Source organism: Xanthocytophaga agilis, assembly GCF_030068605.1.
Classification (GTDB): Bacteria; Bacteroidota; Bacteroidia; order Cytophagales; family 172606-1; genus Xanthocytophaga; species Xanthocytophaga agilis.
Genome location: NZ_JASJOU010000008.1, coordinates 299,137 through 325,700, shown reverse-complemented (window position 1 = coordinate 325,700; position 26,564 = coordinate 299,137). Strand labels below are relative to the sequence as shown.

The 26,564-nt window shown below is 35.0% G+C and carries 30 protein-coding genes; 21 read left to right on the top strand and 9 right to left on the bottom strand.

Features of this window, described 5'->3' with window-relative positions:
* Positions 1-10 precede the first annotated feature (10 nt).
* The 3 genes from QNI22_RS22915 to QNI22_RS22905 form a co-directional block, all read right to left on the bottom strand.
* The gene (locus QNI22_RS22915; protein ID WP_314514178.1) at positions 11-454 is read right to left on the bottom strand and encodes a hypothetical protein; all 444 of its coding nucleotides are present in this window, start codon (positions 452-454) and stop codon (positions 11-13) included.
* 29 nt (positions 455-483) lie between these two features.
* Positions 484-1,797: a hypothetical protein gene (locus QNI22_RS22910; protein ID WP_314514177.1), complete on the bottom strand. Its 1,314-nt coding sequence runs from the start codon at positions 1,795-1,797 to the stop codon at positions 484-486.
* Positions 1,798-1,903: 106 nt separating this feature from the next.
* Positions 1,904-2,482, bottom strand: coding sequence for a Crp/Fnr family transcriptional regulator (locus QNI22_RS22905; protein ID WP_313985230.1), 579 nt, complete (start codon positions 2,480-2,482; stop codon positions 1,904-1,906).
* Positions 2,483-2,872: 390 nt separating this feature from the next.
* Between QNI22_RS22905 and QNI22_RS22900 the strand changes: the two genes are divergently transcribed.
* A complete protein-coding gene (locus tag QNI22_RS22900; protein ID WP_314514176.1) occupies positions 2,873-3,400 on the top strand; it encodes a hypothetical protein in 528 nt (175 codons plus the stop codon).
* A gap of 46 nt (positions 3,401-3,446) precedes the next feature.
* On the opposite strand, the gene QNI22_RS22895 is transcribed toward QNI22_RS22900, so the two are convergent.
* Entirely contained in the window at positions 3,447-3,731 is a 285-nt protein-coding gene (locus tag QNI22_RS22895; RefSeq protein ID WP_314514175.1) for a hypothetical protein, read from the bottom strand.
* A gap of 160 nt (positions 3,732-3,891) precedes the next feature.
* Between QNI22_RS22895 and QNI22_RS22890 the strand changes: the two genes are divergently transcribed.
* From QNI22_RS22890 to QNI22_RS22840, 11 genes are all read left to right on the top strand, one after another.
* Positions 3,892-4,815 carry a toprim domain-containing protein gene (locus tag QNI22_RS22890; protein ID WP_314514174.1) on the top strand — a complete coding sequence of 308 codons (924 nt, stop codon included), beginning with the start codon at positions 3,892-3,894 and terminating at the stop codon, positions 4,813-4,815.
* A gap of 185 nt (positions 4,816-5,000) precedes the next feature.
* Positions 5,001-5,390, top strand: coding sequence for a plasmid mobilization protein (locus tag QNI22_RS22885; protein ID WP_314514173.1), 390 nt, complete (start codon positions 5,001-5,003; stop codon positions 5,388-5,390).
* Positions 5,378-6,721, top strand: a complete 1,344-nt coding sequence (locus QNI22_RS22880; RefSeq protein WP_314514172.1) for a relaxase/mobilization nuclease domain-containing protein — start codon at positions 5,378-5,380, stop codon at positions 6,719-6,721. Before QNI22_RS22885 ends, QNI22_RS22880 begins: the two co-directional genes overlap by 13 nt.
* Before the next feature lie 23 nt (positions 6,722-6,744).
* A complete protein-coding gene (mobC, locus tag QNI22_RS22875; protein WP_314514171.1) occupies positions 6,745-8,721 on the top strand; it encodes a conjugal transfer protein MobC in 1,977 nt (658 codons plus the stop codon).
* Between the two features lie 175 nt (positions 8,722-8,896).
* The gene (locus tag QNI22_RS22870; protein ID WP_314514170.1) at positions 8,897-9,811 is read left to right on the top strand and encodes an OST5 family protein; all 915 of its coding nucleotides are present in this window, start codon (positions 8,897-8,899) and stop codon (positions 9,809-9,811) included.
* 13 nt (positions 9,812-9,824) lie between these two features.
* Complete coding sequence (locus QNI22_RS22865; protein WP_314514169.1) at positions 9,825-10,433, top strand: hypothetical protein; 609 nt, start codon at positions 9,825-9,827, stop codon at positions 10,431-10,433.
* A gap of 638 nt (positions 10,434-11,071) precedes the next feature.
* Positions 11,072-11,410, top strand: coding sequence for a hypothetical protein (locus QNI22_RS22860; protein WP_314514168.1), 339 nt, complete (start codon positions 11,072-11,074; stop codon positions 11,408-11,410).
* 43 nt (positions 11,411-11,453) lie between these two features.
* Positions 11,454-11,903: a hypothetical protein gene (locus tag QNI22_RS22855; protein WP_314514167.1), complete on the top strand. Its 450-nt coding sequence runs from the start codon at positions 11,454-11,456 to the stop codon at positions 11,901-11,903.
* 239 nt (positions 11,904-12,142) lie between these two features.
* Positions 12,143-12,382, top strand: coding sequence for a helix-turn-helix domain-containing protein (locus QNI22_RS22850; protein WP_314514166.1), 240 nt, complete (start codon positions 12,143-12,145; stop codon positions 12,380-12,382).
* Positions 12,383-12,580: 198 nt separating this feature from the next.
* Positions 12,581-15,271 (top strand): COR domain-containing protein, encoded by a 2,691-nt coding sequence (locus tag QNI22_RS22845; RefSeq protein ID WP_314514165.1) that lies wholly within the window; start codon positions 12,581-12,583, stop codon positions 15,269-15,271.
* A 36-nt stretch (positions 15,272-15,307) separates the two neighbouring features.
* Positions 15,308-16,948, top strand: coding sequence for a P-loop NTPase fold protein (locus QNI22_RS22840; RefSeq protein WP_314514164.1), 1,641 nt, complete (start codon positions 15,308-15,310; stop codon positions 16,946-16,948).
* 299 nt (positions 16,949-17,247) lie between these two features.
* Here the strand turns inward: QNI22_RS22840 and QNI22_RS22835 are convergent, their stop codons facing one another.
* Both QNI22_RS22835 and QNI22_RS22830 read right to left on the bottom strand, forming a co-directional pair.
* Entirely contained in the window at positions 17,248-17,955 is a 708-nt protein-coding gene (locus QNI22_RS22835) for a hypothetical protein (protein WP_314514163.1), read from the bottom strand.
* A 35-nt stretch (positions 17,956-17,990) separates the two neighbouring features.
* Complete coding sequence (locus tag QNI22_RS22830; protein WP_314514162.1) at positions 17,991-18,518, bottom strand: hypothetical protein; 528 nt, start codon at positions 18,516-18,518, stop codon at positions 17,991-17,993.
* 528 nt (positions 18,519-19,046) lie between these two features.
* On the opposite strand from QNI22_RS22830, the gene QNI22_RS22825 reads away from it, so the two are divergent.
* The 5 genes from QNI22_RS22825 to QNI22_RS22805 all read left to right on the top strand — a co-directional run bounded on the left by QNI22_RS22825 (position 19,047) and on the right by QNI22_RS22805 (position 23,154).
* Positions 19,047-19,232 carry a hypothetical protein gene (locus tag QNI22_RS22825; protein WP_314514161.1) on the top strand — a complete coding sequence of 62 codons (186 nt, stop codon included), beginning with the start codon at positions 19,047-19,049 and terminating at the stop codon, positions 19,230-19,232.
* Between the two features lie 3 nt (positions 19,233-19,235).
* A complete protein-coding gene (locus QNI22_RS22820) occupies positions 19,236-19,421 on the top strand; it encodes a hypothetical protein (protein WP_314511746.1) in 186 nt (61 codons plus the stop codon).
* 66 nt (positions 19,422-19,487) lie between these two features.
* The gene (locus QNI22_RS22815) at positions 19,488-20,009 is read left to right on the top strand and encodes a peptidoglycan recognition protein family protein (RefSeq protein WP_314514160.1); all 522 of its coding nucleotides are present in this window, start codon (positions 19,488-19,490) and stop codon (positions 20,007-20,009) included.
* A gap of 447 nt (positions 20,010-20,456) precedes the next feature.
* On the top strand, positions 20,457-21,806 hold the full coding sequence (locus tag QNI22_RS22810; RefSeq protein ID WP_314514159.1) for a hypothetical protein: 1,350 nt from the start codon (positions 20,457-20,459) through the stop codon (positions 21,804-21,806).
* Between the two features lie 598 nt (positions 21,807-22,404).
* Complete coding sequence (locus QNI22_RS22805; RefSeq protein WP_314514158.1) at positions 22,405-23,154, top strand: abortive infection system antitoxin AbiGi family protein; 750 nt, start codon at positions 22,405-22,407, stop codon at positions 23,152-23,154.
* A 1-nt stretch (position 23,155) separates the two neighbouring features.
* On the opposite strand, the gene QNI22_RS22800 is transcribed toward QNI22_RS22805, so the two are convergent.
* The 3 genes from QNI22_RS22800 to QNI22_RS22790 all read right to left on the bottom strand — a co-directional run bounded on the left by QNI22_RS22800 (position 23,156) and on the right by QNI22_RS22790 (position 24,246).
* Positions 23,156-23,476: a helix-turn-helix domain-containing protein gene (locus QNI22_RS22800; RefSeq protein WP_314514157.1), complete on the bottom strand. Its 321-nt coding sequence runs from the start codon at positions 23,474-23,476 to the stop codon at positions 23,156-23,158.
* A 386-nt stretch (positions 23,477-23,862) separates the two neighbouring features.
* Positions 23,863-24,042, bottom strand: a complete 180-nt coding sequence (locus QNI22_RS22795; RefSeq protein ID WP_314514156.1) for a hypothetical protein — start codon at positions 24,040-24,042, stop codon at positions 23,863-23,865.
* A gap of 21 nt (positions 24,043-24,063) precedes the next feature.
* Positions 24,064-24,246, bottom strand: a complete 183-nt coding sequence (locus QNI22_RS22790; RefSeq protein ID WP_314514155.1) for an SLOG family protein — start codon at positions 24,244-24,246, stop codon at positions 24,064-24,066.
* Positions 24,247-24,380: 134 nt separating this feature from the next.
* On the opposite strand from QNI22_RS22790, the gene QNI22_RS22785 reads away from it, so the two are divergent.
* From QNI22_RS22785 to QNI22_RS22770, 4 genes are all read left to right on the top strand, one after another.
* Positions 24,381-24,761: a hypothetical protein gene (locus tag QNI22_RS22785; protein WP_314514154.1), complete on the top strand. Its 381-nt coding sequence runs from the start codon at positions 24,381-24,383 to the stop codon at positions 24,759-24,761.
* Between the two features lie 66 nt (positions 24,762-24,827).
* Positions 24,828-25,043: a hypothetical protein gene (locus QNI22_RS22780; protein ID WP_314514153.1), complete on the top strand. Its 216-nt coding sequence runs from the start codon at positions 24,828-24,830 to the stop codon at positions 25,041-25,043.
* A 40-nt stretch (positions 25,044-25,083) separates the two neighbouring features.
* A complete protein-coding gene (locus QNI22_RS22775; RefSeq protein WP_314514152.1) occupies positions 25,084-25,455 on the top strand; it encodes a hypothetical protein in 372 nt (123 codons plus the stop codon).
* A gap of 195 nt (positions 25,456-25,650) precedes the next feature.
* The gene (locus tag QNI22_RS22770; RefSeq protein ID WP_314514151.1) at positions 25,651-26,394 is read left to right on the top strand and encodes a hypothetical protein; all 744 of its coding nucleotides are present in this window, start codon (positions 25,651-25,653) and stop codon (positions 26,392-26,394) included.
* Positions 26,395-26,564: the final 170 nt, after the last annotated feature.

Here is a 26,564-nt window from a genome sequence, read left to right as displayed (position 1 = left end):
GTTGTATGATTTAAGATGTCCTTCTGCTATTATTCAGAGAAAATACATCCTTCCTGATCAAAGAATAAAAGTAAAATCCGAAAAGGGCTCCAATACCACTTAGTAACAGAAAGTTTTGTACAATAAGTGTTTGATTGTGTTTTGAGAAGCTTCCCAGGTAGATCAAAAACAATGCTGTACCTAAACTAATCCCTAAGCCTACAGAATACATTCTGTTGTTAGCAAATTGATTCTTTATTTTATACACAATCAAATTAAACACAAGTATGCTTAGTGTTACAGACCAGAGTATAGTAGGCATTCCTAAACTGGAAAGAATGAGTATAACCCACCATGTATAAGTAGAATTGGGCTCCAATAACATAAAAATCAGAGGAAAAAGCAGACTAGCTGTAAGCAGGCTAAGCAGATACGCCAGTCCGTTTTTCCAAACTAATGTTATTATTCTTTTCATTGCATACATATCTAGATTGCTGTCTGTGCTTAGCAAGGTCCTTTACTATTCGGTGCAGTACCTCCTGTAGTATTAACTGGATACTGAGAGGCCTGATTACGAAGGTCAAGTCCTAGTTGTCCAGGTGAATGTCCGCTACCAGCTCCAAAAAGAAAGGTAGATTTGTTTTTAGGCAAATTAATACCTGTGGCATCAAAAATATAAAACACAGCATCCGTACAATTCTGTGTCTCAATGCTATACATCTCACTGGTCATATAACTGGCCGCATTGGATGCATTTAAGAATTGCTGAGCTGAGATGGAGAATGTTGCACTCACTGTATACGGAGAACCTCCATTGTTGACAAATTTTGCATTGACCCAGTCAGTGGTATATTCAGTAGGGTAGAAGCCGAACACTTGTTCAATCACAGTCCCATCTGCAAATGTTTTCTTTAGTCCAATAAATGAGTGACCGACATTTAACCCAAATTTTGTTTCTCCACTTCCTGCTTCTGGTTCATCTACATACACAGTGATCTGATAAGATCCACTAGCAGAACTAGCCCAAAAACAATCGAGGTATTTCGAAAGATCTATGGGTTGTTTGTCCTGGCCAGGGATGGTAAAACCTCTGGGTTTTAAATGTGCGAGAGTCAAAGGTTGGTTCGGTCTGGGAACACCTCCACCAAGCGTAGGATTAATAGGTAGAGGTGATCCGCCACCTCCACCGCCACTTGTGGAGCATTCAATATATTGAATATCATAATCTTTGGTTGATACGCAGTCATTGCCTATACATACATGAGTATAATAGGTTATAGTCACCATCTGACAGCCTGAACCTGCTCTGGTTGAGGGATCTGCAACAGATAGTGTTCCTGTTCTTTTTCCATTGCGAAAGCTGCTACCACTTTGGAAGTTCTCCTGCCAGTCATAGTAGGTTACAATACCTGAAAAATTATTCCAATTCATCTGTCGACCATTTGAATAGAAATAGCTTGAGTCGCTGATGATTTTAAGAATTTGTGTTTGCCACCCATTCGGATTTGGATACAACAAAAGCTGAGTCGACGCTCCTGCACCTGGGTCTTGTTCTGCGTAATGGAGTGGCAACGCTACTGCCTGTGCACCTGTTGTAAGTGTAATCATTTCCGCCTCATCCCATATCAATATACGTTCAGGAAGGTCTTCTGCTATTCGACTTGCTTTAGAAGATTGATTACTCTCAAACCATTGTTGTGCAGAAGCAATCAGAATGGATTCTTGAGTCTTAGGTGTTGTTTCTTCCTTGTGGCAACTGGCTAAAAATAGAACTACCATTTGACAGAAAAGTAGTTTAGGAGAGGAGTGCTTTTTCATACAACATGCTGATTTGAAGGTTGGACATGATTTTATTGCGGCACAATCAAAATTAGCAGTCACTCCATTAAAACTACTTGACAATCGTCAAGAATTACTTTGGAAACTATCTTTCTTTGGCACGCAATCGGCTCAAGGTTTCAGGTGCCATCCCCAGAAAAGAAGCAATGTGTTTTAACGGAGCACGATTAAAAAGTTTGGGGTTAGTTTCCAGTAAGTTTAAATATCTTTCCTGAGCTGTTAATCTGCGTAGTGAAGTAGCGCGCTCTTCCCCTTTGACATAATAGCGTTCGGTGAGCACTCTACCATTAAAATTAAAGGCTGGAAATTGGTGATATAGATGTTGTAGGTCAGTGTATCTGATGGACACTAGTGTAGAGTCCTCCAGTAGTTCAATGCTTTCAGAGCTTGGTTTTTGAAGAAAGAAACTTTGAACAGAAATGATGATATCACCTTCCTCCATAAACCAGGCAGTTGTATCTTGTCCGTCTAGATTATAAAATGCTCTTGCTAAACCTGTATCTATAAAGTAGACACGATCACAAATCTGTCCTTCCTCCAATAACAAGGTTCTTTTTGGAAATTGATGCTGTAGAAAAAAAGCAGGAATTATTTCTCGAATTTCATCTGACAAGGGATATATGGAAGAAAGCAGGGAATATATCTTTTCATAGATTTCGAACATCTATTTTGAGTGTCTAACCTTGTATCAGATGAGTTAATATTGTAATTCTTAAAAATCGTTGAGGCTAAAAATAAACTATCAGTTTGGCGAATTTCCTATCTTCAAAAGATACTACTTGATCACCTGGCACGAATAGCAATAAACAAACCTGGTATTTAAAAAAATGTTTTTTTAGGTTGTTTCTCTTTTTGATTTTATTAACGCTACCAACTAGTGTTTAATTATGTTAACTATTGTTTTTAATAGAGATTTTTTGAGGCGCTTAATTGAATTTATACCTTTTTGTTGAAAATATTTTTGGAGTATATTGTGTTAATTGTTTGATTTAGAGTAAGTTTTGTGCAGAAAGTTCGTTTCTTTGTATAAGGGTAAAAAATAAACAATACCACTATGAAAAAACTACTTGTTGCCACATGTATTGGCTTGCTACTAGCAAGCTGTACACCCAAAGAAGAATTAAGTGAGCAGGAGGCTGTCACATTACTTAGACAGCAGATGAATTACCCCAAAACCTTTACCTATGATATCTTCTGTGCAGACCCTGAATATTCTCAAAAAGCTTTGGATGCAGGGTTGGAAACAAAAGGACTTGTCATTATCAAACGAACCCAAAAATTGTCTGACGTAGGGCAGTCATTAATCGAATTTACCAATCAGGCTTCACCTTATTTAGTTACACTATCAGACCTGGATAAAAAGACCAGTATTCAGAAGGTAAAGATTGCCGATGAATATCTGAACCAGGTGTCAGAGATTATGCTGGACGAAGATGGCAAAAAGGCTACTATCAAATACACAACCATTTACAAAAATACTACCCCTTTTTCTTCATTAGCACATATAGATTTACAGAAACCAATAACACATACCGTTTATCTCATATTAGCTGATAACGGCTGGAAGCTAAAAGGCAAATAGAAAGATAAAGCCATCATTTTCATTGAAGTGATGGCTTTAACATTACTTATTCCTTTGTACTCAGATAATTTAGTTTCTCACTGAGTTCAATTAATCCTGCCTTCTGCAGACAATCTTTCCCCAATGCTCTCAGCTCGACAAGTGTTTCTTCTGGCACACTTTCCAATAGACTTGACTCCTCGTATTTGGCATCAAGCCCTCTCTCAATCACACTGTGTAATAGTAAAACATTCTTTCGCGAAATCCGAAGATCAATCTTCACAGTTTCATTCATGCCCGGGATACTCAGAATAGTATCATATACCTTGGCAACATCATGGATAGTTAGCATAACTCATTCAGGTTAAAAGTTCAACTTCACCCAGTAAAGATAAATAGCCTTCCCGAAAGCATCCTCATCAAAATATAGTGAGGATGGGTAGATGAGAGATTGCCTTTCTATCTTCGTACAGTTAATAAATTATAATTTGTGAAGTTGAAACTGTGTAGTTATGAAAGCAAGAGGCGATTGGAAATCCATTGAGCATATTAAAGCGCTGGATATGGTAGATTACCTGGCTGTGTTAGGTCATGAACCCGTTAAAGTCAGAAACGTAAATTACTGGTATCATTCACCCTTGCGAGGTGAGAAAACGCCATCATTTAAAGTAAATCGTCAGCTAAATTGTTGGTATGATCATGGAATAGGGAAGGGGGGTACTATCATTGATTTTGGAATGCTTTACTATCAATGTAGCATAACCGAATTTTTACAAAAGATGAATGCCGGTTTGGTTCTATCTGATCCCGTTAATTTGGTTCCAAAACTAGTCAGAGAAAGCTTCTCTCGAGAACCTACTTCAGAAAGTAAATTAACCATTCTGCAAGAGGCTCCACTTACTTCTATTTCACTAATCCGATACCTGCAGAGTCGATGTATTCCTATTGACATTGCCAGGCAATTTTGCTGTCAGGTTAGCTACCAAATGGGAGGCAAAGACTACTATGGAATAGGCTTTAAAAATGATTCGGGTGGGTATGAAATACGGACTCCTTTTTTCAAAGCCAGTAGCTCTCCTAAAGACATTACTACCATTGCTAATTCAGGTAAACAGGTCTTGGTTTTCGAAGGTTTCTCAGACTTCCTTTCGCATCTAACACTTGGACAAGAGCAACCTGTTGCAAAGGCTGATTTTGTCATCCTGAATTCTGTTTCCTTCTTTGAAAAAGCGCATCCAATTCTGGAGCAATATGAGTCCATTCATCTCTATATGGACCGCGATCCTGCCGGACAAAAAACCACAGCCCATGCGCTTTCACTTTCTGCCAGATATAAAGAGGAAAGCCATAGATACATAGGAAGTAAGGATCTGAATGAATGGCTTGTTAACAACACAAAGCCTCAACGGAAAAACCTGAAACATAAGCTCTCATGAAAATTCTTAAAAACGAAGGGAAGGTGTATACCAATATAGCCCGATAGTTCGCATTGAGCAAACGGCAAGATGTCCGGTTGTATCACAACCGAAAAAGCCCCTTTACTCCAAAGTCGTGGGTGAAGCTATCACAGAAAGGCTTTTAGAAAGGGATTTGTACATAAATATAATGGAGTTGATAGATTATGAGCAATGGAAAAGAAAATCGAAACAAATGGTTGCATGTGCGATTGTCACTGGAAGAATACAATCAATTGCAGGGTAATTATGCTAAGACTACCTGCCGTAAACTAAGTGAGTACAGCCGGAAGATTCTGCTTGGAAAGCCTGTGAGAATCCTTTATCGAAACCAGTCTTTGGATGATTTTATGGCAGAAATGATCCAGCTGAGAAAGGAGCTTAACCTAATTGGAAATAACTTTAATCAGGCCGTTAAGAAGCTAAATAGCCTAAGCAAAATAACCGAATACAGAGACTGGCTGATAAGCTTTGAAGTAGAAAAAAAGTTACTGTTTGGTAAAGTAGATCAGATCAAAAATCGCATCAATCAACTCTCTGACCAATGGTTGCTGTAATCAAAACCAGTGCCTCTATTCATCGCATTGTGAACTACAATGAGAACAAGGTTAAGGAGGGGGTTGCTCATTGTATCGCAGCCGTTAATTACCCTAGAGAGATAGACGAATTGAGTATCTCTCAAAAGCTTAATCGGTTACTAAACCAGGTTGCTTTAAATGAAAATGTAACCAGAAATAGTGTACATATATCCCTAAATTTTGATCCTTCAGAAAAACTCTCTCATGAACAGTTACAAGAAATAGCCGAGACCTATATGGACAAAATTGGCTTTGGAAGCCAGCCTTATCTGGTTTACGAACACCTGGATGCTGCTCATCCACATATTCATATTGTGAGCATCAAAGTCCGTTCAGATGGCAGCCGAATTGATATGCAAAACATTGGGAGAAACCAGTCCGAAAAAGCACGAAAAGAGATCGAAAAAACATTTGGATTAGTACAGGCTAGCGGTAATAAACAGAAGCCGGCAAACAAGCTCCTGCCAGTGAATGTGCAGAAGGTTCAGTATGGAAAAAGCGAAACAAAAAAAGCCATTTCTACCATACTGGATTTTGTGTTGAACAACTATAATTATACTTCTTTGCCAGAACTAAATGCAGTTTTAAAGCAATACAATATCCTGGCTGATAGAGGAAGTGAAGAGTCAAGAGTTTATCAAACCAATGGACTCGTTTACCGACTTTTAAATGAGAATGGAGAAAAAGTAGGTGTGCCTATTAAGGCCAGCGATTTCCATAACAAGCCTACACTCGCCTTTCTGGAAACTCGCTTCACAATCAATCAGACAACTCGAAAGCCCTATCAAAATCGGATACGAAATGCCATTGATTTAGCTTTAAGAACACCTGCTAACATAACACTCTCTGAACTGGTAAAAGCCCTGGCAAAAGAAGGAATTGCTGTTGTACTACAGCAAAATGCACAAGGGCTACTTTACGGAATTACCTATGTCGATCATCAAACCCGATGTGTATGTAAGGGCAGTGCATTAGGCAAGACTTACAGTGCCAGATCAATTGCAGAACGTTGTAAACAAACCATTGAACAGAAAGATACTTCTCATTTCGAACCAACTATCAAATCGCAATCTCATTCCATAGTAAACAAAAACAATACTCTATCAGATAAGCCTTCAAAAAATACTCCACAATCTTCTGAACTTCCTCAGTCACCAGTACCTGTTCAATCAACTGAGCAGTCTATGACACATACTGTTCTGACAACCTTACTACAACTAGAACAAACTGCTGAACAGGTACCTCAAGATTTGAAAAAGAGAGGTCGAAAAAGAAAACGGAGAACAAATCGTAATCAGCATTCATCGTAACTACTATCGTAACTACTATCACTATGCAAACCGGAGAAAATGAACAGGCATTGAGAAAAATTCTGGATATGACCCGTCTAATAGGAATCACTATCCTGGTATTTCATTTCTATTATTACTGCTTCTATGCTTTTGTAGAATGGAAGTTAACTTCAGCGTTTACTGACCGTTTGTTGGAGAACATTGTCCGAACAGGAATATTTAGTAATTTCCACTATTCTAAACTCATTGTCCTAGGCTTTCTTTTGATCTCACTACTAGGAGCGAAAGGGCGTAAAGACGAAAAATTAAACCATAAAACAGCGTTCGCCTATCTGGTTACAGGTATGCTTCTCTATTTTTTAAGTTACCTGTTTTTGCTGGTGAAAATAGAAAATACCCTATTATCAATCCTATATATAGGACTGACTAGTTTAGGCTTCTTGCTTATACTCACAGGTGGCACTCTGCTCTACCGAATCATCCAACGAAAGCTCAATCACAAAGACATTTTTAATAGTGAAAATGAAACCTTCCCACAAGAAGAACGACTGCTAGAAAATGAATATTCCATTAATCTCCCAGCTCAATATCGACTCAAGAATAAGATCCGAAAAAGCTGGATCAACATCATCAATCCCTTTCGTTCCCTATTGGTATTAGGTACACCAGGAGCAGGTAAATCCTACTTTGTAATCCGCCACGTAATTACCCAACACATCCAAAAAGGGTTCTCCATGTTTGTATATGACTTTAAGTACGATGATCTGTCAAAGATTGTATATAACACCTTCGAGAAATACAAACATGTCTATCCTTCTAATACCAAATGCTACTTTATCAACTTTGATAATATCATGCATCGTTGTAATCCATTAGAACCTCAAAGCATGGAAGATATAACCGATGCCGCCGAGTCTGCGCGCACCATATTGCTTGGTCTTAACCGGGAATGGATCAAACGCCAAGGCGACTTCTTTGTGGAATCACCCATTAACTTTCTAACAGCCATTATCTGGTATCTGCGAAAGTATAGGGGAGGAGAGTACTGTACTTTACCACATGTAATCGAACTGATGCAAGTAGATTATGATAGCTTATTTACGGTTTTACGAACCGAAAAAGAAATAGAAGTACTGATCAATCCCTTCGTCAATGCCTATCTAAATGATGTAATGGAGCAACTCGAAGGCCAGATTGCTGCAGCCAAAATCGCGATGGCCCGCCTTGCCTCTCCACAGTTATATTATGTTCTATCTGGCAACGACTTTACACTGGATATCAATAATCCGGACGAACCTAAGATCGTCTGCATGGGCAACAACCCTCAAAAGATTCAGACATATGGAGCCGTTCTATCACTATATGTTAACCGATTAATCAAGCAGGTCAATAAAAAAGGAAAACGAAAATCTAGCCTAATCTTCGACGAATTTCCAACTATCTACTTAAATAATATGGACAGCCTAATTGCCACTGCCCGCAGCAACAAAGTAGCCACCTGCCTGGGCATTCAGGACTTTAGCCAGCTCCGCAAGGATTATGGTAAAGAGCAAGCTGACGTAATCATGAATATTGTCGGAAACATCATCTCCGGCCAAGTAACAGGAGACACCGCCAAACAACTCTCCGAACGCATCGGCCGCATCATGCAAGAGCGAGAAAGCCTTTCCATCAACAGCAACGATACCAGTATCACTCGTTCGATGCAATTGGAATCTGCTGTCCCTGCCTCTAAGATTGCAGCTCTCTCCAGTGGAGAGTTTATGGGTATGGTAGCCGATAGTCCTGATTGTAAAATTGATCTAAAGGCATTTTACTGCCAGATTTTAAATGATCATAAAGCCTTGAAAAAAGAGGAAGAGAGCTATAATGAGATTCCTTTCATTCGGAAGTTGGATAATCATATGATTCACCAGAACTATCAACAAGTCAAAAAGGATGTGCAATGGATTATATATTCAGAGATAGAACGGATTCTCGCTAATCCCGAGTTGGGGTATCTGATGGTGAGGAAGTAAATAAAAATACCCCAAATGAGGTATTGATAGTTTTATTCTCTTTCTAGTTCTTAGTGCAGTTTCTTATAAATGTAGGTAAGTAGTATTAAAATGGGCCTCCAAAATTATTGTTATTTAAAATTTACAATTAGTTCATTATAAACTTACATACTCAAATAAATTTTTATATCATATTATGAATACAATTCAAGAGCACACACAACAAGAACAGGAGAGAAAACAAATAAACCAAAGGATAAGCAACCAAAGACTCAGTAGAGGATTTGTCGTTTTATTAATAATAGCTTTAACTCTAGGTGCATATTTTTATTCTTATGAGAGGAACTCCTTTGAGTTAATAAAGCAAATCCTACCTGAATTTATTGCATCATTAATTATAGCCTTGGCAGTAGAGTGGTATCTTCTGTATATGCTCAAAGGAGATAAAGAAAAAGCTCAAAATACAAATACAACATTTATAAATTCTAGAATTATTAATCAAATAAATCATATCACTAATCTAGTTACTAACCTAGAGCGCGAACTAATAAAAACTCCCCCATGGCTAGTTGGAGGCTATCAGAACTTAGATCAGGTTGAATGGATAAGTAAAGTTGAATTAGCTTCGGATGAAATTGTTTTTGTAACGTTTTATTCACCTAGATGGATTAATGACCACTATAAACATTTACAGAAATTCTTAAAAAATAATGATAAAAGTAGAATTTTATTTTTTCTTCCAGATGTGGATAACCAACAGCTAATAAGAGATATTTCAAGTATAATTAAATATGATGAGAGTACAATAAAAAGAAAAATAAATGACTCTCTAAATGCTCTTCGTTCACTTGCGAAAAACACTGAAGCCTATGAAAGGATAACTATATATAAAAGTCCAAAGCTATTTCCTTATACATTTCAAAAGTTTGATAGATTTATCTATTTCCAGATTAATGAAATGTTTAGAAATGATGCCAAATCGTATACTGCACCCTTTTTTGTTGTTGATTTAAATTTGGATGCCGAAAATTTAAAAGATTTCTGTAATCAAGAAATTGAGAATTTGAAAAAATTATGCCAAACTAGTAAGTACATAAACAAAGATATATAAAATAATTCGTGTAATGGCAATCTTTAATATTATAAGATATGATTTAAGTGCAGAAGAGGATCATATTAATTTTATGTCTCATGTAAAAGATCTACTACTAATATTGAAGAGCTGCTATGAAGAATTCTATTATGGAGATAGTTACTATATGTACAAACTGAATTTAAGAAACCATATAGTTTTACTTTCCTTTATACCTTCAAGTGAGTCAAAATTATACTGTGGTTGTGCATTATATAGTGTTTCAGGAAAGATTTCTGCATTAGCCGTGCTAAAAGACTATCGTAAGTTTGGAGTTGCAAGGGGAATGGTAAATTATATGCAACAAGATTTACCTTATCTCTTCGCAGAAATAGGAAGCCAAAATACGCTGATGCAAAGATTTTTACAATTTAACGAATTTGTATTTGTGCAAAATAAAGAAGAAATAATACAGAATTTGAAAGGTGAACGTGTCTATTTTGTTAAAGATGAAGTGGTAAACAAAGTATTAGTCTATATTCATTCGAGTGGGAAAAAATTATTAGATATTGTTAAGACCAAATTTGTAATGTTACACTGGAAGCAAGGGACTGTAAATACAACTGTGAAGTGTACCCCAAAGTTTGGACAGAAAAGTTAGAAAAATTAATAAACGGTTGAGTTTCTCCTTTGATTAACCACTACTGCACAGTAGGAAGTCTAGCTAACTAACATCAGACAGGTTCCTAGGTTCCTTGTTAAAGCCCATATATAGGTCTCGCCACCTGCATACCGGATGCCGTCTAAGCAGTAAACGTAAACAGGTTCTTCTTAGACTAATCCCTACCAAACTGGAGTAATAGGTTTTGACATCATCTCTACTATTTCGACACCTCATCAATGGTTCCTTTGCAGTCACCTTCTGTACAGTTACCTGGTAGTTAAAACTACCGTTTCTTGTATTGCTCACGACCTTAACTCTTAATTAAAGCCGCATACACCGGTTTGAGGCCAGTTCCTGTAAACCGATTTCGGAAGGCCTTCTTCCATCTTTTATGCAGAATCTTTTGACTTTAACAAAACAAAAGTTCATAGCACACTCCGGTTATATTAAATCGACTCATGAATACCATGTTCTCGACAAAGATCAGGTATAGCTTTTCCGGCTTCTGCCTCTTAAAGTATCTTAATAATTTGTGGTTCGGTAAATGGCTCTGCAGTGGTAGTCTTTTTCATAAGGACAAGAGAAATCGGTTAATAAATCTAGTACATTTTTTGATTTGATCCCTGTCCGAATTTTTGGGGGCCTTACACAACCGCTGGAAGTCCGGACGTACCATTGACTTTTGGTTAGGTAATCCAAGGAATGTAAAAAGCAAGCCCTATACCTTCAACAAAGGGTTATGTGATGGCATTGAATACATAGCTATTATCCGCTCAGCTCAACACAAGGTAGGCTATACAATCACAGTCAGCCAGGACGGTCAAAACTGGAAGCTGCTTACCAGTGAAGAAGCCAGACTACTAGCCCATAATGACGGACTTAGCCAAGCTGAGTTTTATAACTGGTTTCTGACAGACTCTGAGAACTTCTTTGGTAAGATCATCCACTGGACACAACACCGCTATTCGAGTTAACATCTTTCACTTTAACATTATTCACTATAAATCTATTACACATATGAATTTCGACATGAACGCTTACGAACAATATGAAGAAAGCCACAAGGAATCTACCACATTCTGGCGCAAAGTGACTCACAGTTACAACGTGTCTTGCCTGCACTTTCCGGGTTGGGGTATACAACATCCCGACCCTAATAAATCATCTATCAAGCTGGCACTATCCGGAAGAAACAAACGCTACTCAAACATGCTTTACGACTTCTTCCAGTCCAAAGGTTTAGTGATCAATGTAGCAGGTACTCTCAAAGACAAACAAGCGGTGTACACCTTCCAGATCCTGCAAGATGCCAATATCAACTATCAACTTACTGATCCGGAAGAGCTCATCTGCAACCATGACTACTCTACCCGATACGATGCGGAAACAGCCGCGTTCAGGCTAGCATTTACGGTGCTGGATAAATGGATAATAGACCAACATAAGTTTGGCCTCCGACTCCGATAATCCGCTGACATGCGGTAAACAAACCGCAGCCGTAATCTTGCGGTAAACTCAACGCAAAACAAAAAACTGCGGTTTATTCCACGCAAAACGTTTCGTGATCGGAATTAACCGCAAAATTTCTCTCACATGGGCAGTAAGTGAAATTAATCACAAAACTTCCCATGCGCTGAGTTTACCGCAAAACAGATCGTGCGGTGAATAAACCGCAAAAACATGTATCACACTAAATCTAACTTACGATGAACTTAAAGGAAATAGGACAACGCATACATTATGTACGGACTGAAATAACAGGACTTTCTCAGCGGAAATTTGTCAGACGAATGGGGATCAATCAAAGTAATATCTCAACCTTGGAGAAAGGCCAGAGCCTCCCCTCTTGCTTCTTTCTATTCAGTATGCATATTACCTATGATGTGAATCTGAACTGGATTATGACAGGGAGTGGAGAAGTCGTAAACAAATATGCAGATGGGTAAAAGTGACTATAGATAGAGATTACAAATAGGAGTATGTATAGTTCCGTATGATTAGATACTTTCTACTTTACATATTCCTATTTGTGAATAAGAAACCATAGATATCATAAACTGTATTTATGTTACCATACAAACTTGTATTTCAAATTTATAACTGGTATTTTAGAGACAAGCGTTATACATCTATTTTTCGAAAATATGGATCTCTCTATTGAAGAAAAAATACAAAAAGCAAAAGAAAAAAAATCAACTACTTTAGATCTAGGTTTTAAAGATTTAAACCATTTAGTCCTACCAGAATTACCATACCTAAGGTCGTTGAATGTTTGTGGAAACCGTTTAAAAGATCTTTCTTTTCTGGAAAAGACACCAAAATTATTTTCTTTGGATATTAGTGATAACAAGTTAAATCGGTTGATCTTACCAGAGTTACCTAGTCTGGTTTCTTTAAATTTAAGCGCAAACCATTTGGATAAATTAATCTTACCCCAACTACCAAAACTGAGTTCTTTAAATATCAGCAGAAACCAATTTCGCAAATTAACCTTACCCGAACTACCCAAATTGATCTCTCTAGATCTAAGTGATAATCATTTGAGTCAGTTAGCCTTACCAAAGCTGCCGAGTCTGACGTCTTTAAATGTAAGTGAAAATCTACTAATTCGGTTGGTCTTATCAGAGCTCCCTAAGTTAGCATCCTTAAATGTGAGTGGAAACCAATTAAATCAATTAATCTTATCAAAGCTAAAAAATTTGATATCTTTAAATGTAAGCGCCAACCAGTTAGAGCAATTAATCCTACCCGAACTACCTAAATTGAGTTTCCTAGATCTGAGTGATAATCGATTGGAACAGTTAGCCTTATCAAAGCTGCCGAGTCTGACGTCTTTAAATGTAAGTGAAAATCTACTAATTCGGTTGGTCTTATCAGAGCTCCCTAAGTTAGCATCCTTAAATGTGAGTGGAAACCAATTAAATCAATTAATCTTGCCAGAGTTACTTAATCTAGCTTCTTTAGAAATAAGCAATAATCAGTTAAATCATTTAACCTTGCCAGAGTTACCTAGTCTGGTTTCTTTAGAAATAAGCAATAATCAGTTAAGTCATTTAACCTTGCCAGAGTTACCTAGTCTGGTTTCTTTAGAAATAAGCAATAATCAATTAAGCCAACTAATCTTGCCCCAACTATCAAATTTGACTTATATAGATGTGAGTGATAATCGGATAAGCAACCTCTCTTTTATCAATACACTGCCAAGATTACAAATATTGTATTTTGATAATAATCCTATTCATACGCCACCTCTTGAGATTATAAGTCAGGGATTACATGCTATTAAAGATTATTTTGAAAGTGGGCAACTAATACAATTTTATGAAGCTAAAATAATATTATTAGGTAATGGAGAAGTTGGAAAAACGACCATTCGGGAAAATTTGGCAAGATATGGAAATTGGCCTTTTTATGGTGCTCCAGAACAGCAACGAACGATATTGTTAGATATTAGTCCTTGGAATTTGAAAATACAAAACCAAATAATGCCTAATTCATCGGCTAAATCTGAGATATTCTTTCAGTTTAATATTTGGGATTTTGGTGGTCAAGGTCCACATCGTGTTATCCAACAATTCTTTTGCTCACGTACTTCATTGTATTTGTATGTAACCTCTCCTGATGACAAGGAGATTAATCAAAAAGATGACTACATAGGTCTGGCTTATTGGGTACCTTTTATTACCAGTTTTGGCTATACACCAGCCAATGGACACAATCCCGAACACAAAAGCCCTATTTTATGCATTTATAATAAATCTGATTCAATTCCATCTCATCTAAATAAAAAAGTAGTGATTGGAAATATTATCGAGGAAGCCCAAAAATATAATCTAAATATTGTAGATGGCATGTTGTTGGAATGTACCAACAGGGATGATATAGATGAATTAGTGGAACAAATTCAAAAACTTATTCCACGTATAAGTTATGATATTTTCACTCGTCGATTTTCAAAAAACTGGTTGGCAGTCAAAACTACTCTGGAAAGCCTGCCAGATGATTATATATCTTTAAATCAATACAAAAGCATATTTGCAGCCAACAACACCTATAACAATTTACAAACTGATCAACTGGAAAGCCAGGCTATGACATGGTTGAATGTGTTGAATACAATAGGCAGTGTGATTCATTTTGAAAACCTGCAAGGACTTCATGATATAATCATTCTCAAACCTGAATGGGTACGTAAGGCGGCTTGTAATGTATTAGATTATCAAAGAGCAAAAAATAACTATGGAAAAATTGAGAAAGAAGATTTTGTAAAAATTTGGCCTTCTTCCGAATTTAAAAAATCAGATCGTAAAAAACTTATAGAATTAATGCGTGCATTTGAGCTTTGCTACGAAACAACAGATGAATATGGCAATTCTATATACTTCATTCCAGAACTATTTCCAAATATACATCCTAACACTTTCGAAGAATTCAAAAATATTACCAAAACGCCACCCTTACAATTTGAATTTAAGTTCAATCCTTTCATGCCTGCAGGTGTATTGCATAAAATCATAGTTAGAAATCATTTTGACATATTTAGAAATTGTAAATGGCGGAAGGGAGTTGTGTTAGAAGACCATAATGGTAATTATATATTTATAGAAGAAGATTGGGAAAATCGTAAGTTAAAAGTTAACGTAAGTGGATATAACCCTGAATCTCTTTACTTGCGTATTTATAGTGAGGTTAAAAACATAAACAGGACATTAAAAGAGACAAAGTTTTTGCATGAGTTAGATTTTACGGTATCTGTGATGCATAATTTCAAATGGTATGAACTAAGGGATTTACATGACTTAAACTTTACAGAGTATAAAAAATTCAAGGCTTAATAGTAATATTTCTCTAAACAAAATTCATCTAGATCTATGAATATTTCACTAAAAGCCCCATCTGAATTATTTTACAAGCATCTGAATTCAAAAGATAATTATCGAATTTTATTCTCTGGCCCATTTGGGATTGGTAAAACATATTTTTTAAATGATTTCTTTGATAAACGAACAGATGACTATTTAACTGTTTATCTGTCACCAGTGCATTACTCAGTAGCTAGTAATGAAGACATTTTCAAATTTATTAAGTTTGACATCTTACAGGAATTAAATCGAAAGTATCACTTACTTGAAGCACTCGAAGCAGATTTTGAGGAAAATTATAAGGAGCTTGATAATGTAATTGATAATACTACTTTTTTCCTTTGGTCATTTATTGCAAATTTTTCTAAGATAATTGAGGCATCGTTTTATATGATCCCTGAAGTAAATATAGCTAATGCTTCAGAAGATGGAAACGGGCCAGATCTAACGTTTGCGTCACTTGGTAATTTACCTCAAGCTGGTATAGATATTCTTAAGAATGTTTTAAAAGATGCAGAAGAATTAAAAAAAGTAATAGCAAGTCATGAAAATTCCCCCGAAGCGAAATCATATCTTGAAGAATTATCGAACAACTATATATATGAGAGAGATCCTGTTACAATATTCATCACTGAAGTTCTAAATCTATTAAGTGAGATTCAATTAGAGCGAACAAATAAAAAGCATATCAAAAAAACACAAAAGAAACAAAAAGTACTGATTATTGATGATCTTGATCGTATTGATCCAGAACATATATTCAGGCTATTTAATGTTTTTAGTTCTCATCTTGGCTCAAATAGCGAATCAGAAAATAAATTTAGCTTTGACAAAATCATATTTGTTTGTGACATAGATAATATTCGAGGTATGTTTCAAGTTCGTTATGGCACACCAATGGGATTCAATGGGTATATTGACAAATTTTATAGTCAACAAGTATTCTACTTTGATAATCGATCTGCTATAATTGAATTTCTGCAAAAAGACTTTTTTGACAGAAAAAAGCCTAAAGAATACGAAGAACAATTTATTATGTCAACACTTTTTAAGGAGATAGGCCTAGTTGTTTACATAATTGAGGCCTTTATAAGAACACAAGTGTTAAATCTTCGCACACTAAAAAAAATATCAGGTAAATTGTTGATTCCAAAAGAAAACCATCTTCAGATTTTTATTAACCCAAATGACCGAGAAGTTACATATTTTCGAAATATTGATTATCCGATTTTATTAATAACAGAATTTTTAAACCAGTTTTTTTCAAAATCAGATGACTTCATCGATGCACTAAATAGTTGTTCACTAAAGCTTTCGAATGCCTCAAATCAGTTTCTATCTTCAGAAAAAGGAACACCTCATTTTTGGAATATTGTGCTCTTTTCCAGAAGATTTGATCACTCATTTAAAGCAATAGATGTAGCCCATAAATCATCAATAGTATCAGGAGGCAGCTTTCAGTTATTATCTATGGATGAGCCTCTCAAAAGTGTAGTTTTAAGTATAACTAAGAATCAAATTACACGTACTATTCAGTATTACATTGAAGGCCCTTCTAAAGCTCCAATTTCAGAAAGAATGTTTTTTCAGGAGCTTACCTCCATTGTTTCATTCTTTAAAGAACAAGGTTTATATGATAATATAAATTGATATGCTATAATAAAGATAATAATGTATTTAAAACCCCACTATTCAGACAATACTTTGACTTGTTTTAAGCCTGGCAATAAATAAAAATTAAAAAAATTGTTCCATTTACTCATTCTGTTATAGTATATTGAGTTAGTTTCCAAATCGAATGTCAACCACTATTGTCTAAAAAGGCTCTCTAACTTCTTATATGAAATGAGAATTCAATGCTATGTTCCCAAATATGAATGACCCAAAAGGTTAGTAAAGATCAATCTGATATTTTGGAGAATTTATTTTAATACCGAAATTAAGTAAAGTTAGTGTTGAACATCATATATTTTAACTTTTCTGGTTAAAACATCACATTCACATATCTTTTCAGCATTGTAAGGAAGATTTATAATCGTTTCGCATACAACAGAGCTATCTTTTTTCCATTTAATTTTAATATCAGTATCAGGTTTTATTGGTAAAATTTGCTTAGTGGGACCTTCTGTATATTCGAGATTATTTAAATATATCTCTAATGCCTGTGGTTTCCCATTTTGATTAAGGTTACGGAGAAAATTCTGTGATTTTTTTCCTGGATTGATAAATTCTTTACTAGTAGTATCTAAGCCTACTATACACTCAACCGATGGCCATTGTTTAGCTATAATCCCACTTCCTCTACCAAATAAGAATATCTCTGCTATTCCTGAACCAGTTAGATTAAAACTAGTTTGCCATTGACCTTCATCCTCATCCGTAATGTTAACTAACATTAGACCAGAACTTGGACCACCTATCTCTACAACTGCTCTTCTTCTATAAATAAGAACCTGAAAATAAAACTGTTGAAATCCTTTATTAACTCTAATGATGAGTTCGTCGCCATCATTAGAAGTTTCCGAGGTATTGATTGTAAGAACAGTTGATTTGGCTCTTTCGGCTTTCAAGAAATAGGAATAACCGGGAATAATTAGAAAAAAGAAAATTAAACTTGGTTTTAAGATTAATTTAAGTCCATGTATGAAAGTAGACATAATTATAAATTTTATGAATTGCTCTATACAGAATATTACTGAGTGTGAAAAGTTGTTTCTTTTATAAAGAAGGCTACAGATAGTATAGCAATTATTAAACAAGAATAAATGAACCATCTGCCATAGTTTAAAGTATCTAGACTAAAGTCTACAGCATTTCTCTGTATCATTAGAAGTAAAACTTCTTTGCATAAAAAATTTGCAATTAATGCAAAGGACAGGCAAACAATACTGGTTGTTAGTGAAATTAAGGTTTTAGGTGCTTTAATTATTTCAGATTTTCCCTGATATGTAACTAAAAAAGCAATTGCGCCAAAGGATGTTAATATTATATCGGTTAAGCTTGAATAAAAATCGAGATATAAATTAAATATCTCTCTAACCTGTTCTGGACTACTTTGATCAAACAACCTTCTGCCCTTTATTTGATTGGATGTAATAATAATCAGACCAATTACCAATAGTAAAAGCTCAAATATTGCAGCGAGAACAGATATATTAAATTTATCAGACTTTTTCGGAGGTTTTGGTACCTGCGTTGTTGTTAAACCTGAGTCTTTCATCAGTAAAGTAATAATTTTGGTTGAAAAATAAGATGTATTTAAATCCAAAATATTGCTACTCAACTACTCAAAGCATAAGATTTTAATTGAAGCTTTTTATAAATGTTGTACTGTTTATGTATTTTGACATAAACATATAAATAGTGTTTCTACTTGTAAAGAATGAGCTGAAAGAGATAATGAATAACAGGAAATTAAAATTGAGAAGAGTAAGAAATACTTGGCTTTTCTCACATCCAAACAAAATACAAGATATGTGAATCCTGTATTGTTAGTCAATACCTATTTTTAGGTATTTTTTGTATTTCGTTTGAAACTCTGGTATGTAGAAACAGTCGAGTTTGTAAAGATAAGTTGGCATCAAATTGCCCACAAAAACTAGATGTAAAAGTAAAAAACAGGTTTCTATTGAATAGAGATGCATTTTCTTGCCAAAAATCCACCTTGTCTCAAATAAACTGATAAGTATAGCAGAGTATCTTCTCTGTTTCCTATCAATAACAAATCTTACAGGCTACCCGATCCTCTGTGGCCTCTTTCTTAGCAATTCCCACAATCTCATGTGTACAGGTGCAACCGTTGGATGTGGAGAAGATCAAGCATGTAAAGAGCTTTACATATGCGCCTGTTTATTCGGTTCAAGTAGCGGCTCAGGATTCGATCTTAAAACAGATCATTACTCAGGCAGCTTTTCTTCACCCTAAACCCAAGTAACAGATGGCAAAGTCTATATATGATTACCTCCAGTTTGTGTTAGACAACTGGAAAACCTCAACCCTGGGTTTGTTTACCTTCTCAGGATATATTCTTTGGCTGATGAATCGCATCGATACACAATCTTTCGTTTCGCTGCTGGCCTTTATTTCAACAGTAGGTTTCTTCTCCATGAGAGATCCTAAATAAATCAGAAGGATGGTTTAAAAAGCCATCCTTCCATTCCTCAACTCATACTTTTTACTGTCTACTTTTATGAAATTTCAATACCTGATTATACACTGCACTGCTACCCCAGCCGGACGCTGGATATCTGCTGATGATGTTAAGAAATGGCACACCAAACCCAAACCCTATGGCAATGGCTGGAAACAAGTTGGCTATTCAGACTTGATCTTACTGGACGGCTCCCGTCACCAGTTCGTCAAACACAACAACGACCAGGTGATAGACTCTTTTGAAGTTACCAATGGGGTAGCAGGAATTAATTCTATTTCCAGACATCTATGTTATGTAGGCGGGATGGATTCTTCTCACAAAATGCCACTGGATAGTCGGACGCCCCAGCAGATCTCTACTATGCTTGATATTATTGGAGAAGTATTAGGCTATGCGCCTAATGTGAAGATTGCCGGACATAACCAGTTTGATAACAAAGGTTGTCCGAGCTTTTTTGTGCCAACTTGGTTGAAGCAACTAGGTATTCCAGAGCATAACATCGAGTGGCGTGATCCGTTTGGATATGAACGATATTTTAAGCAAGCTTGGAAGCGATAAAAATACCTAATTTGAGGTATTGTGGTCGCAATACAAAAAGTCTATCTTTCAACATAAATCGTAGTACTCTTTAAAACATATTACTAATCCTCATATTAGCAAAATGGTTGAGAATTGTGATAGGTTTGCGACATTTCGCTATACACTAACTACTTTGTATAACTCCAACTTGCTATAATTGTCATTCGTTTAAATCTTCGCTTTTTTGATCATAAAATTGTACGAAGTTGATAGTTCTTTTCTGATACTATGGAACACTGTCCTTGAAAACAACAAGCAAAAATAGGAAAGCCCAAGGTTACCATAATTTTTATTTTGGCGTCTTACTACTTGAACTAAGTAGTAAGACGATTTAAGTACTCATCTAATACTTGATATATCCTTTCAAATGTTTATAAAGATACTTTTTGCATTTTCGCTCTATCTGACAACTTAAAACAATTTTTTATGAAAAAAATAATCTTTTTCTTTTCAATAACATTTTTCATTTCATATGTTTCATACGGACAATTCTCAATACCTACTATTGCTTTTGCAGGTAAAACTATAAAAGATATTATAAATGAGTTTGAAAACACTGGCAATAGGTTAATGCAAAATGCCCAAACCGCTGGCAATGGTGTTGCATCAAAATTTGGTAACGAAATACTAGTGGCAACACAAAATCTAAATTATTATTTTGGTCAAAATATTGACAAAACCTTTATTAATTTAAAAATAGAAGAACAAAACATATTTGTAGAAGTAAATAAGCTAATTGATCAATTCAACAATCTCAATCAGACAATTTCTACTGTATCTGAAATGACTAATCTTGATTTAATAGAGTTTACAAACCGAATAAATTTATTGACAAAAAAGGTAGATTATTATATCAGTTCAATTAATGGGACAACTGTAATAAATTCTGACGCAACATATCTTTTATCAATTACAGGTCTGGGCTTCGGACTAACCGATAGTAGACAAAAATATAACACAACAGTCTATATTAATGGCAATTTACTTCCAGCTACTGCTATTGACTTAACTCAAAGAAGGCAAATACGTCTGCATATACCAAATGTTCAAGTAAAACCATTTTTCAAAGACAATCGAATTGTATATATCCCAATAAAGATAATCTCTGAAATTACAAAGCCAAGTGGTTGGTTTGGTACGAGTAGTAACACATCTAAATATGAAACTAAGTTCAATTTAGTATTAATGCCCACAATTGCCGGTGAAATAAATATTAGTGAAGTTATCTCCCAACGTGTTCTTGATAATACAACTTTAACCCAATCTATAAGCCGTTCCTTTCAAGGCTGTAAAACGAAGCAACCTTGCGAAATGGTAGAATCATGGAGTTGTAATGAGAATCAAAAAATTATTGGTGTCCGTTATGCTTGTGATGGGCAATGTGGTTGGGCTTACAAGAAAAGGGCATCTACACCAGGTGACCAATATGCACCAGATTATGATATTTTAAATGATGGTAAATCGGTTACAGTTTATAGACATTTAGATGGTGAAAACCAAACGACAATAACATATTATGTTGATTATAAAAATTACAAAAAGGATTTTCAAACTATAAAAAACAGTACAATTAAATTAAAATATGGAGAACCTTTTGACATATTGTTAAACGCCAATAATTCAGATTGCAACTATTCTATAATAGGAAAGTTAACTACAGGACAGACAATTAACTATAATAATAATACCATTTCGAATAGCCCATATTTAAAACTTTTAGGAGTAGGTAAAACTGGTGATATTTGTAAGGCTTCGTTTAATTTAATTGCCCCTTGATAAAAATGGCTGCACACACACTACTATATTGCTATCTGATAATAAATATATTCTTAACTTTTGTTTATTTTGGGTTATATCTAACAAATAATACCGAGTAGCAGTGTAAAGTAAATAATAAATATTCCTCTTTCATGTCAGCAAGAGAAAAGTGTATCTTTAAAAGTGTAACAATTATTGCATATCAAATATTTGAAAGCCTGATAACAGACCTTGTGTCACTATCAGGCTTTTGTATTTATTGAAAATCATAACTGTAAATCTTACCTAAAAATCATTGATACTTAGTTTACTTTATAATTTTTTTCTCAAAGAAGGCAGATTTCAAATACTTGAAATATTCTACATAAGGTGTTTAAATGAGGAGAAGAAAGTTGTATCAATTGCTAGTGATCTTTAATTAAGACTACATCTACTATTCCTGTTACTTCAAGTTTAGCTATAGACTGGAATTAATAAAAAAAACTATAGAAAAAAGAAGATATTAAAAGCTGCTTGACAAAATATGCTCAAAAAAAATAAAAAAACAAGGAAAAATATTTATCTTCTTACTAAAATTACTACACTTTAAAACTCGTCTAATATAACTTCAAAAGATATGCCAATAAGTCCTAACTCTTTAATACATTTTACCAATACGAAAGAAGCTCTCATTGGAATACTTAGAGACGCATTTAAAATAAAATATTGTTATGAATGTATAAAATCACATACGAAGCCAAAAACACTAAAGTATGCAATTCCAATGGTTAGCTTTTGTAATATACCTCTATCTCAAATAAAAAATCATCTTGAGAGTTATGGTCCTTATGGTATAGGTTTAAATCTCAAATGGGGTCAGCAGAAAGGACTAAACCCAGTCATATATCTTGATGTATACTCTAATATAACGGAAAGTATTTACGAACTACAAAGGTCAACAATCAATAACCGTAAGGGAAGTACAGTATTAACAGAGAACCAAAAACAAATTTTAGATATATTATGTTATGCAAAAAACTTTGAAGCTGATTTAGAAAGAAGAGGACATAAGAAAATAAAAAATTATAGATTTTCTGATGAACGTGAATGGAGATACATTCCTTTACACCCTCATAAGAATAGTACATATTTAATTGGCGGAAATACATATAATGATGATAGACCTCTTTATAACTCGAAAGTTTCAAATCTTATTTTAGATTTCACTCCTGAAGATATAACATACATTATTATTAGAGATGAATCTGAAATAAAAGAAGTTATCCAAGAGTTAAGATATTCAAAAGGAAAGAAATATCCTTTAGATGAAGTTGAAAGATTGATAACACGTATTGTTACAAGCGAACAGATTAAAACAGACTTTTAAATTAATCCGAATTAACCACTTTAATGTCTCCTTCGTTAATTAATTCTTTTAATATTTTTTTTATATACTCTTTAAATTCATCTTTTGGATAATTTGTCATTATAATTAATGGATCTCCCTCACCAGTCAACATAAATCGGCAATTTATTTGAGGATAAGCTTTAGCAATAGCCTGTAAGGTCTCATAGCCAGGGTTAGACTTACCTGCGCGCATATTATAAAAGAGATCAGGACGAGACAATCCTACTTTCTTTGCCAATTCCGCATAACTAATACCTAAAGCTTCTACAATAGCGTCAAAGATTTCTCCTGTGGTTTTCATATTTAATAAAGGTCTATATAAGTATACTTGATTCTTAGTTAACAACTCAATTTGATGTTTCGCGTTTAAAACCAGCTAGCAAACTCACAGTTAAAAAACAAAACCACCAAAACAAAAACAAGGTGCAGCGTCCAGCCACCATCCGCAAGGCTATACAAGCTCGCTTCGCTTGGCCTTGCGGGTGGTGTCCAGCCCCTGCGTGTGGCTGTCGCTTTTTTGTTTTGGCGGTTTTGTCTTTTACTTTATGCGGGTTTGCCAGCTGGCAGGTTTGTATCTTCACACCAAAAACAAATAGGCTAGGATTTTATTTGCGTTGCCACGCAGGAGGCGGATTTTGTTCTTTTCCTTTGTCGGGCTTGCCTCTTAGGGCGGCTCTGCCACCTGGCTCACCAGAGCTCTAGCTGTTCAGGTGGTTGCTCTATCTGCTTTACCGGTTTGTAAGTGATCACCTTTAGTAGCTTTCCGTTTGCTTCCGCTTTCTTGATAGTGCTGGCCGTTCCTTTGCTTTCACCATCCCAGCAGGCTAACACCTTATCAGCTCGCTTTACTATTTCTGCATTCCGCAAGTGAGGAGCTCCTGTACCATACTACCTATAATCAGGCTTTATCTCTGTCACCTTTATTGCTTTGCTTATCGCCCAGGCGGCCGCGAGTCGGTCCACACCTGCAGCTCCACCATGTATCAGCTCTGTAATTGATAGTCTTTCCAGTTCTTCCAGAAGTTGAGCACAGTCTTGTATGCTCCTGCTTCCTGTTATTGCTAGTTTCATAGTGTAAATATAGAATATTTCATCACAAAATACAATAAAAAATGTTATTTTATATCACAAATTATTGTATATTCATTTGATTTTCACATAAAAATATGTTGTATTTATATTATTAAACAATAATACTTAAAAACATGAAATCAAATCAGTCTTCACTTGCCCGCCGTGCCTATAAGGTACAAGGAGCTCACACCTTTATAGGTGTGTTTGGTAGCGGATCATCTGCCTGCTGCCGGGTTGTTACCCTCCTGGACAACTATGTTAGTTATGAAGTTCTCAAAGTTGCAGAATGTTGGGAACGCTTTGCAGTAGATCAGGAGTTAGGCCTGATCTACGAAATAGAAGTACATGAATTTACCAATGCAGAGACCAGGGCAACAAAAAAAATGATGCAGCTTTTTCAGATTCAATACAGCATGAATCTGTCAGAACCTGCCAGAGTAGCAGAAAGAGAGAAAGAAGAAGGTGCCAGAATTATTCCACTTTGGCCACAAGGACAGAAACCTGCAGCATAAAAAACAGAGCCTGGTCATAGACCAGGCATGTTTAACAATAATACTTAAATTTTTTGATGCAAAGATATGAAATCTTATCATTCTTCTAAAAAGTATCCTGGCCTCTTAATTGAATTTATATACAATCCTGTCGATGATGATATAAGTATTGTTGGTATTACAGCTAAATCAGATACTATTGAATTACTGGATTTTTTCGAAGATAAAAATCTGTTTGAAAACATCCGCCTGGAGTGCTGGGAGTTTGGCCGGGATGAATACCGCTTTTCGGATGCGGCTTAATGGTAGCATTCCTTTCTTTTTTCTTTCTCTTTTATTAATTATGAACATCCTACAAGCTATTAAAATAGATGTTACCACTCAATCTGTATATATTGTTGAAATACCCAAAGTAGGTATTTTAAAAGCGTTTTATGAACATATCAACTGTGATACAGTTTCCCATTTTCATTTGGATGAATATCATGGATGTTATGTAGATGATGAAGGTTTATATAGGGATCGTCTTGGTTACTGGTCTTTATCCGGATTTAGACAGTCCATTACCGAAAATAGCATTATTTCAGGTGTAGATCATGCAGGGTATGAAGCTCCGGCCTTGCCTGCCATTTTGGAGTGGCTGCAAAGCATGATTCGGTTTTACAGAGCTGATGAAGTTGTAACGGAGCCGGTGATCAGAATTGTATCTTTCTGAAAGCAAAAGCCCCACTAGTGGGGTTTGCTATTTCTTCCATATATTATTTTCAAAACTGTTAGAAAAGATGAACTTACTCAAACATATTATAAACCCTTTCCAGATTTTTTTAAATAAAAAGTTCTAGCAAGGTTTTATTAAGATTACCTTTTTACTATTTTACCATTAATTAGTAGCATTTATACATATGACTTTATGAAGTATCTATCATTACTCCTTGTTTTAATTTCTCTTTTTGCTTGTTCTAGTGAGGGTCTTACTAGCAATGCAGAAAAAAAAGCATATGATGAAGGTTATGAGTTAGGTTATAAACAGGGAAGCATTAAAACATATCGCTTAGGCTATGAACATGGTATTGATCGGAAAGCGCCTAAATATCCCGATTTATTTGAATTTACTAATTCCTATATGTTTCATTATAGATTCATTCACTACATACTCAAATTAGTTTCATACATATTTCTCATGTATTCTTGTATTAAACATATATATGATTCACTGATCCAGAGCCAATCCTACCCAAAACTTTTTCAGGCAAAAAAATATGCAATCTTGCTAGGATCACTTATTGGTATAGTATCAAAGGTTTTTTTCAATTATTCTACTCCTATCTTATTGAAATTTGAAATAAACTATCATTATGATTTTTTAATAGCGTTAGTATTTTCATGTCTCTTTTCATTTTCCATTTTTATACTAATAGACATTGGTTTAGGACAAACATCTAAGAAAAATAGGTATGTTATTGAAGTCTTAACTATTCCTGTTTTAATATTTATCTTTGTCAGTACTTTACTTTTATTTATTGATGATTTATTTATACATCACTTTAGTTTTCAGATAGTTACAGTATGTATAGTTGGTACTTCAATAGGATTGGTAGGTTACTTTGTTACAAGATATTTAAGAGATTTCTTTCGAGATTTCTCGCCAGTTTAAGCTAACTTTCAATCTTAGTATTTACAATGTTGTTTAATTGAACAAGTAGTATTTCTTATTCTAATTAACAATACATGAATCAACGGCAAATGCATACTAAACGTCGACAACTAATAGGCACCTGTCAGTTCAATTTTGACATAATTGCCCACACTATCACATATCCCTCA

Coding starts and splice junctions, on each gene's coding strand:
- QNI22_RS22915 (WP_314514178.1), bottom strand. CDS start 454: ATGAAAAGAATAATAACATTAGTTTGGAAAAACGGACTGGCGTATCTG.
- QNI22_RS22910 (WP_314514177.1), bottom strand. CDS start 1,797: ATGAAAAAGCACTCCTCTCCTAAACTACTTTTCTGTCAAATGGTAGTT.
- QNI22_RS22905 (WP_313985230.1), bottom strand. CDS start 2,482: ATGTTCGAAATCTATGAAAAGATATATTCCCTGCTTTCTTCCATATAT.
- QNI22_RS22900 (WP_314514176.1), top strand. CDS start 2,873: ATGAAAAAACTACTTGTTGCCACATGTATTGGCTTGCTACTAGCAAGC.
- QNI22_RS22895 (WP_314514175.1), bottom strand. CDS start 3,731: ATGCTAACTATCCATGATGTTGCCAAGGTATATGATACTATTCTGAGT.
- QNI22_RS22890 (WP_314514174.1), top strand. CDS start 3,892: ATGAAAGCAAGAGGCGATTGGAAATCCATTGAGCATATTAAAGCGCTG.
- QNI22_RS22885 (WP_314514173.1), top strand. CDS start 5,001: ATGAGCAATGGAAAAGAAAATCGAAACAAATGGTTGCATGTGCGATTG.
- QNI22_RS22880 (WP_314514172.1), top strand. CDS start 5,378: ATGGTTGCTGTAATCAAAACCAGTGCCTCTATTCATCGCATTGTGAAC.
- mobC (WP_314514171.1), top strand. CDS start 6,745: ATGCAAACCGGAGAAAATGAACAGGCATTGAGAAAAATTCTGGATATG.
- QNI22_RS22870 (WP_314514170.1), top strand. CDS start 8,897: ATGAATACAATTCAAGAGCACACACAACAAGAACAGGAGAGAAAACAA.
- QNI22_RS22865 (WP_314514169.1), top strand. CDS start 9,825: ATGGCAATCTTTAATATTATAAGATATGATTTAAGTGCAGAAGAGGAT.
- QNI22_RS22855 (WP_314514167.1), top strand. CDS start 11,454: ATGAATTTCGACATGAACGCTTACGAACAATATGAAGAAAGCCACAAG.
- QNI22_RS22850 (WP_314514166.1), top strand. CDS start 12,143: ATGAACTTAAAGGAAATAGGACAACGCATACATTATGTACGGACTGAA.
- QNI22_RS22845 (WP_314514165.1), top strand. CDS start 12,581: ATGGATCTCTCTATTGAAGAAAAAATACAAAAAGCAAAAGAAAAAAAA.
- QNI22_RS22840 (WP_314514164.1), top strand. CDS start 15,308: ATGAATATTTCACTAAAAGCCCCATCTGAATTATTTTACAAGCATCTG.
- QNI22_RS22835 (WP_314514163.1), bottom strand. CDS start 17,955: ATGTCTACTTTCATACATGGACTTAAATTAATCTTAAAACCAAGTTTA.
- QNI22_RS22830 (WP_314514162.1), bottom strand. CDS start 18,518: ATGAAAGACTCAGGTTTAACAACAACGCAGGTACCAAAACCTCCGAAA.
- QNI22_RS22820 (WP_314511746.1), top strand. CDS start 19,236: ATGGCAAAGTCTATATATGATTACCTCCAGTTTGTGTTAGACAACTGG.
- QNI22_RS22815 (WP_314514160.1), top strand. CDS start 19,488: ATGAAATTTCAATACCTGATTATACACTGCACTGCTACCCCAGCCGGA.
- QNI22_RS22810 (WP_314514159.1), top strand. CDS start 20,457: ATGAAAAAAATAATCTTTTTCTTTTCAATAACATTTTTCATTTCATAT.
- QNI22_RS22805 (WP_314514158.1), top strand. CDS start 22,405: ATGCCAATAAGTCCTAACTCTTTAATACATTTTACCAATACGAAAGAA.
- QNI22_RS22800 (WP_314514157.1), bottom strand. CDS start 23,476: ATGAAAACCACAGGAGAAATCTTTGACGCTATTGTAGAAGCTTTAGGT.
- QNI22_RS22790 (WP_314514155.1), bottom strand. CDS start 24,246: ATGAAACTAGCAATAACAGGAAGCAGGAGCATACAAGACTGTGCTCAA.
- QNI22_RS22785 (WP_314514154.1), top strand. CDS start 24,381: ATGAAATCAAATCAGTCTTCACTTGCCCGCCGTGCCTATAAGGTACAA.
- QNI22_RS22780 (WP_314514153.1), top strand. CDS start 24,828: ATGAAATCTTATCATTCTTCTAAAAAGTATCCTGGCCTCTTAATTGAA.
- QNI22_RS22775 (WP_314514152.1), top strand. CDS start 25,084: ATGAACATCCTACAAGCTATTAAAATAGATGTTACCACTCAATCTGTA.
- QNI22_RS22770 (WP_314514151.1), top strand. CDS start 25,651: ATGAAGTATCTATCATTACTCCTTGTTTTAATTTCTCTTTTTGCTTGT.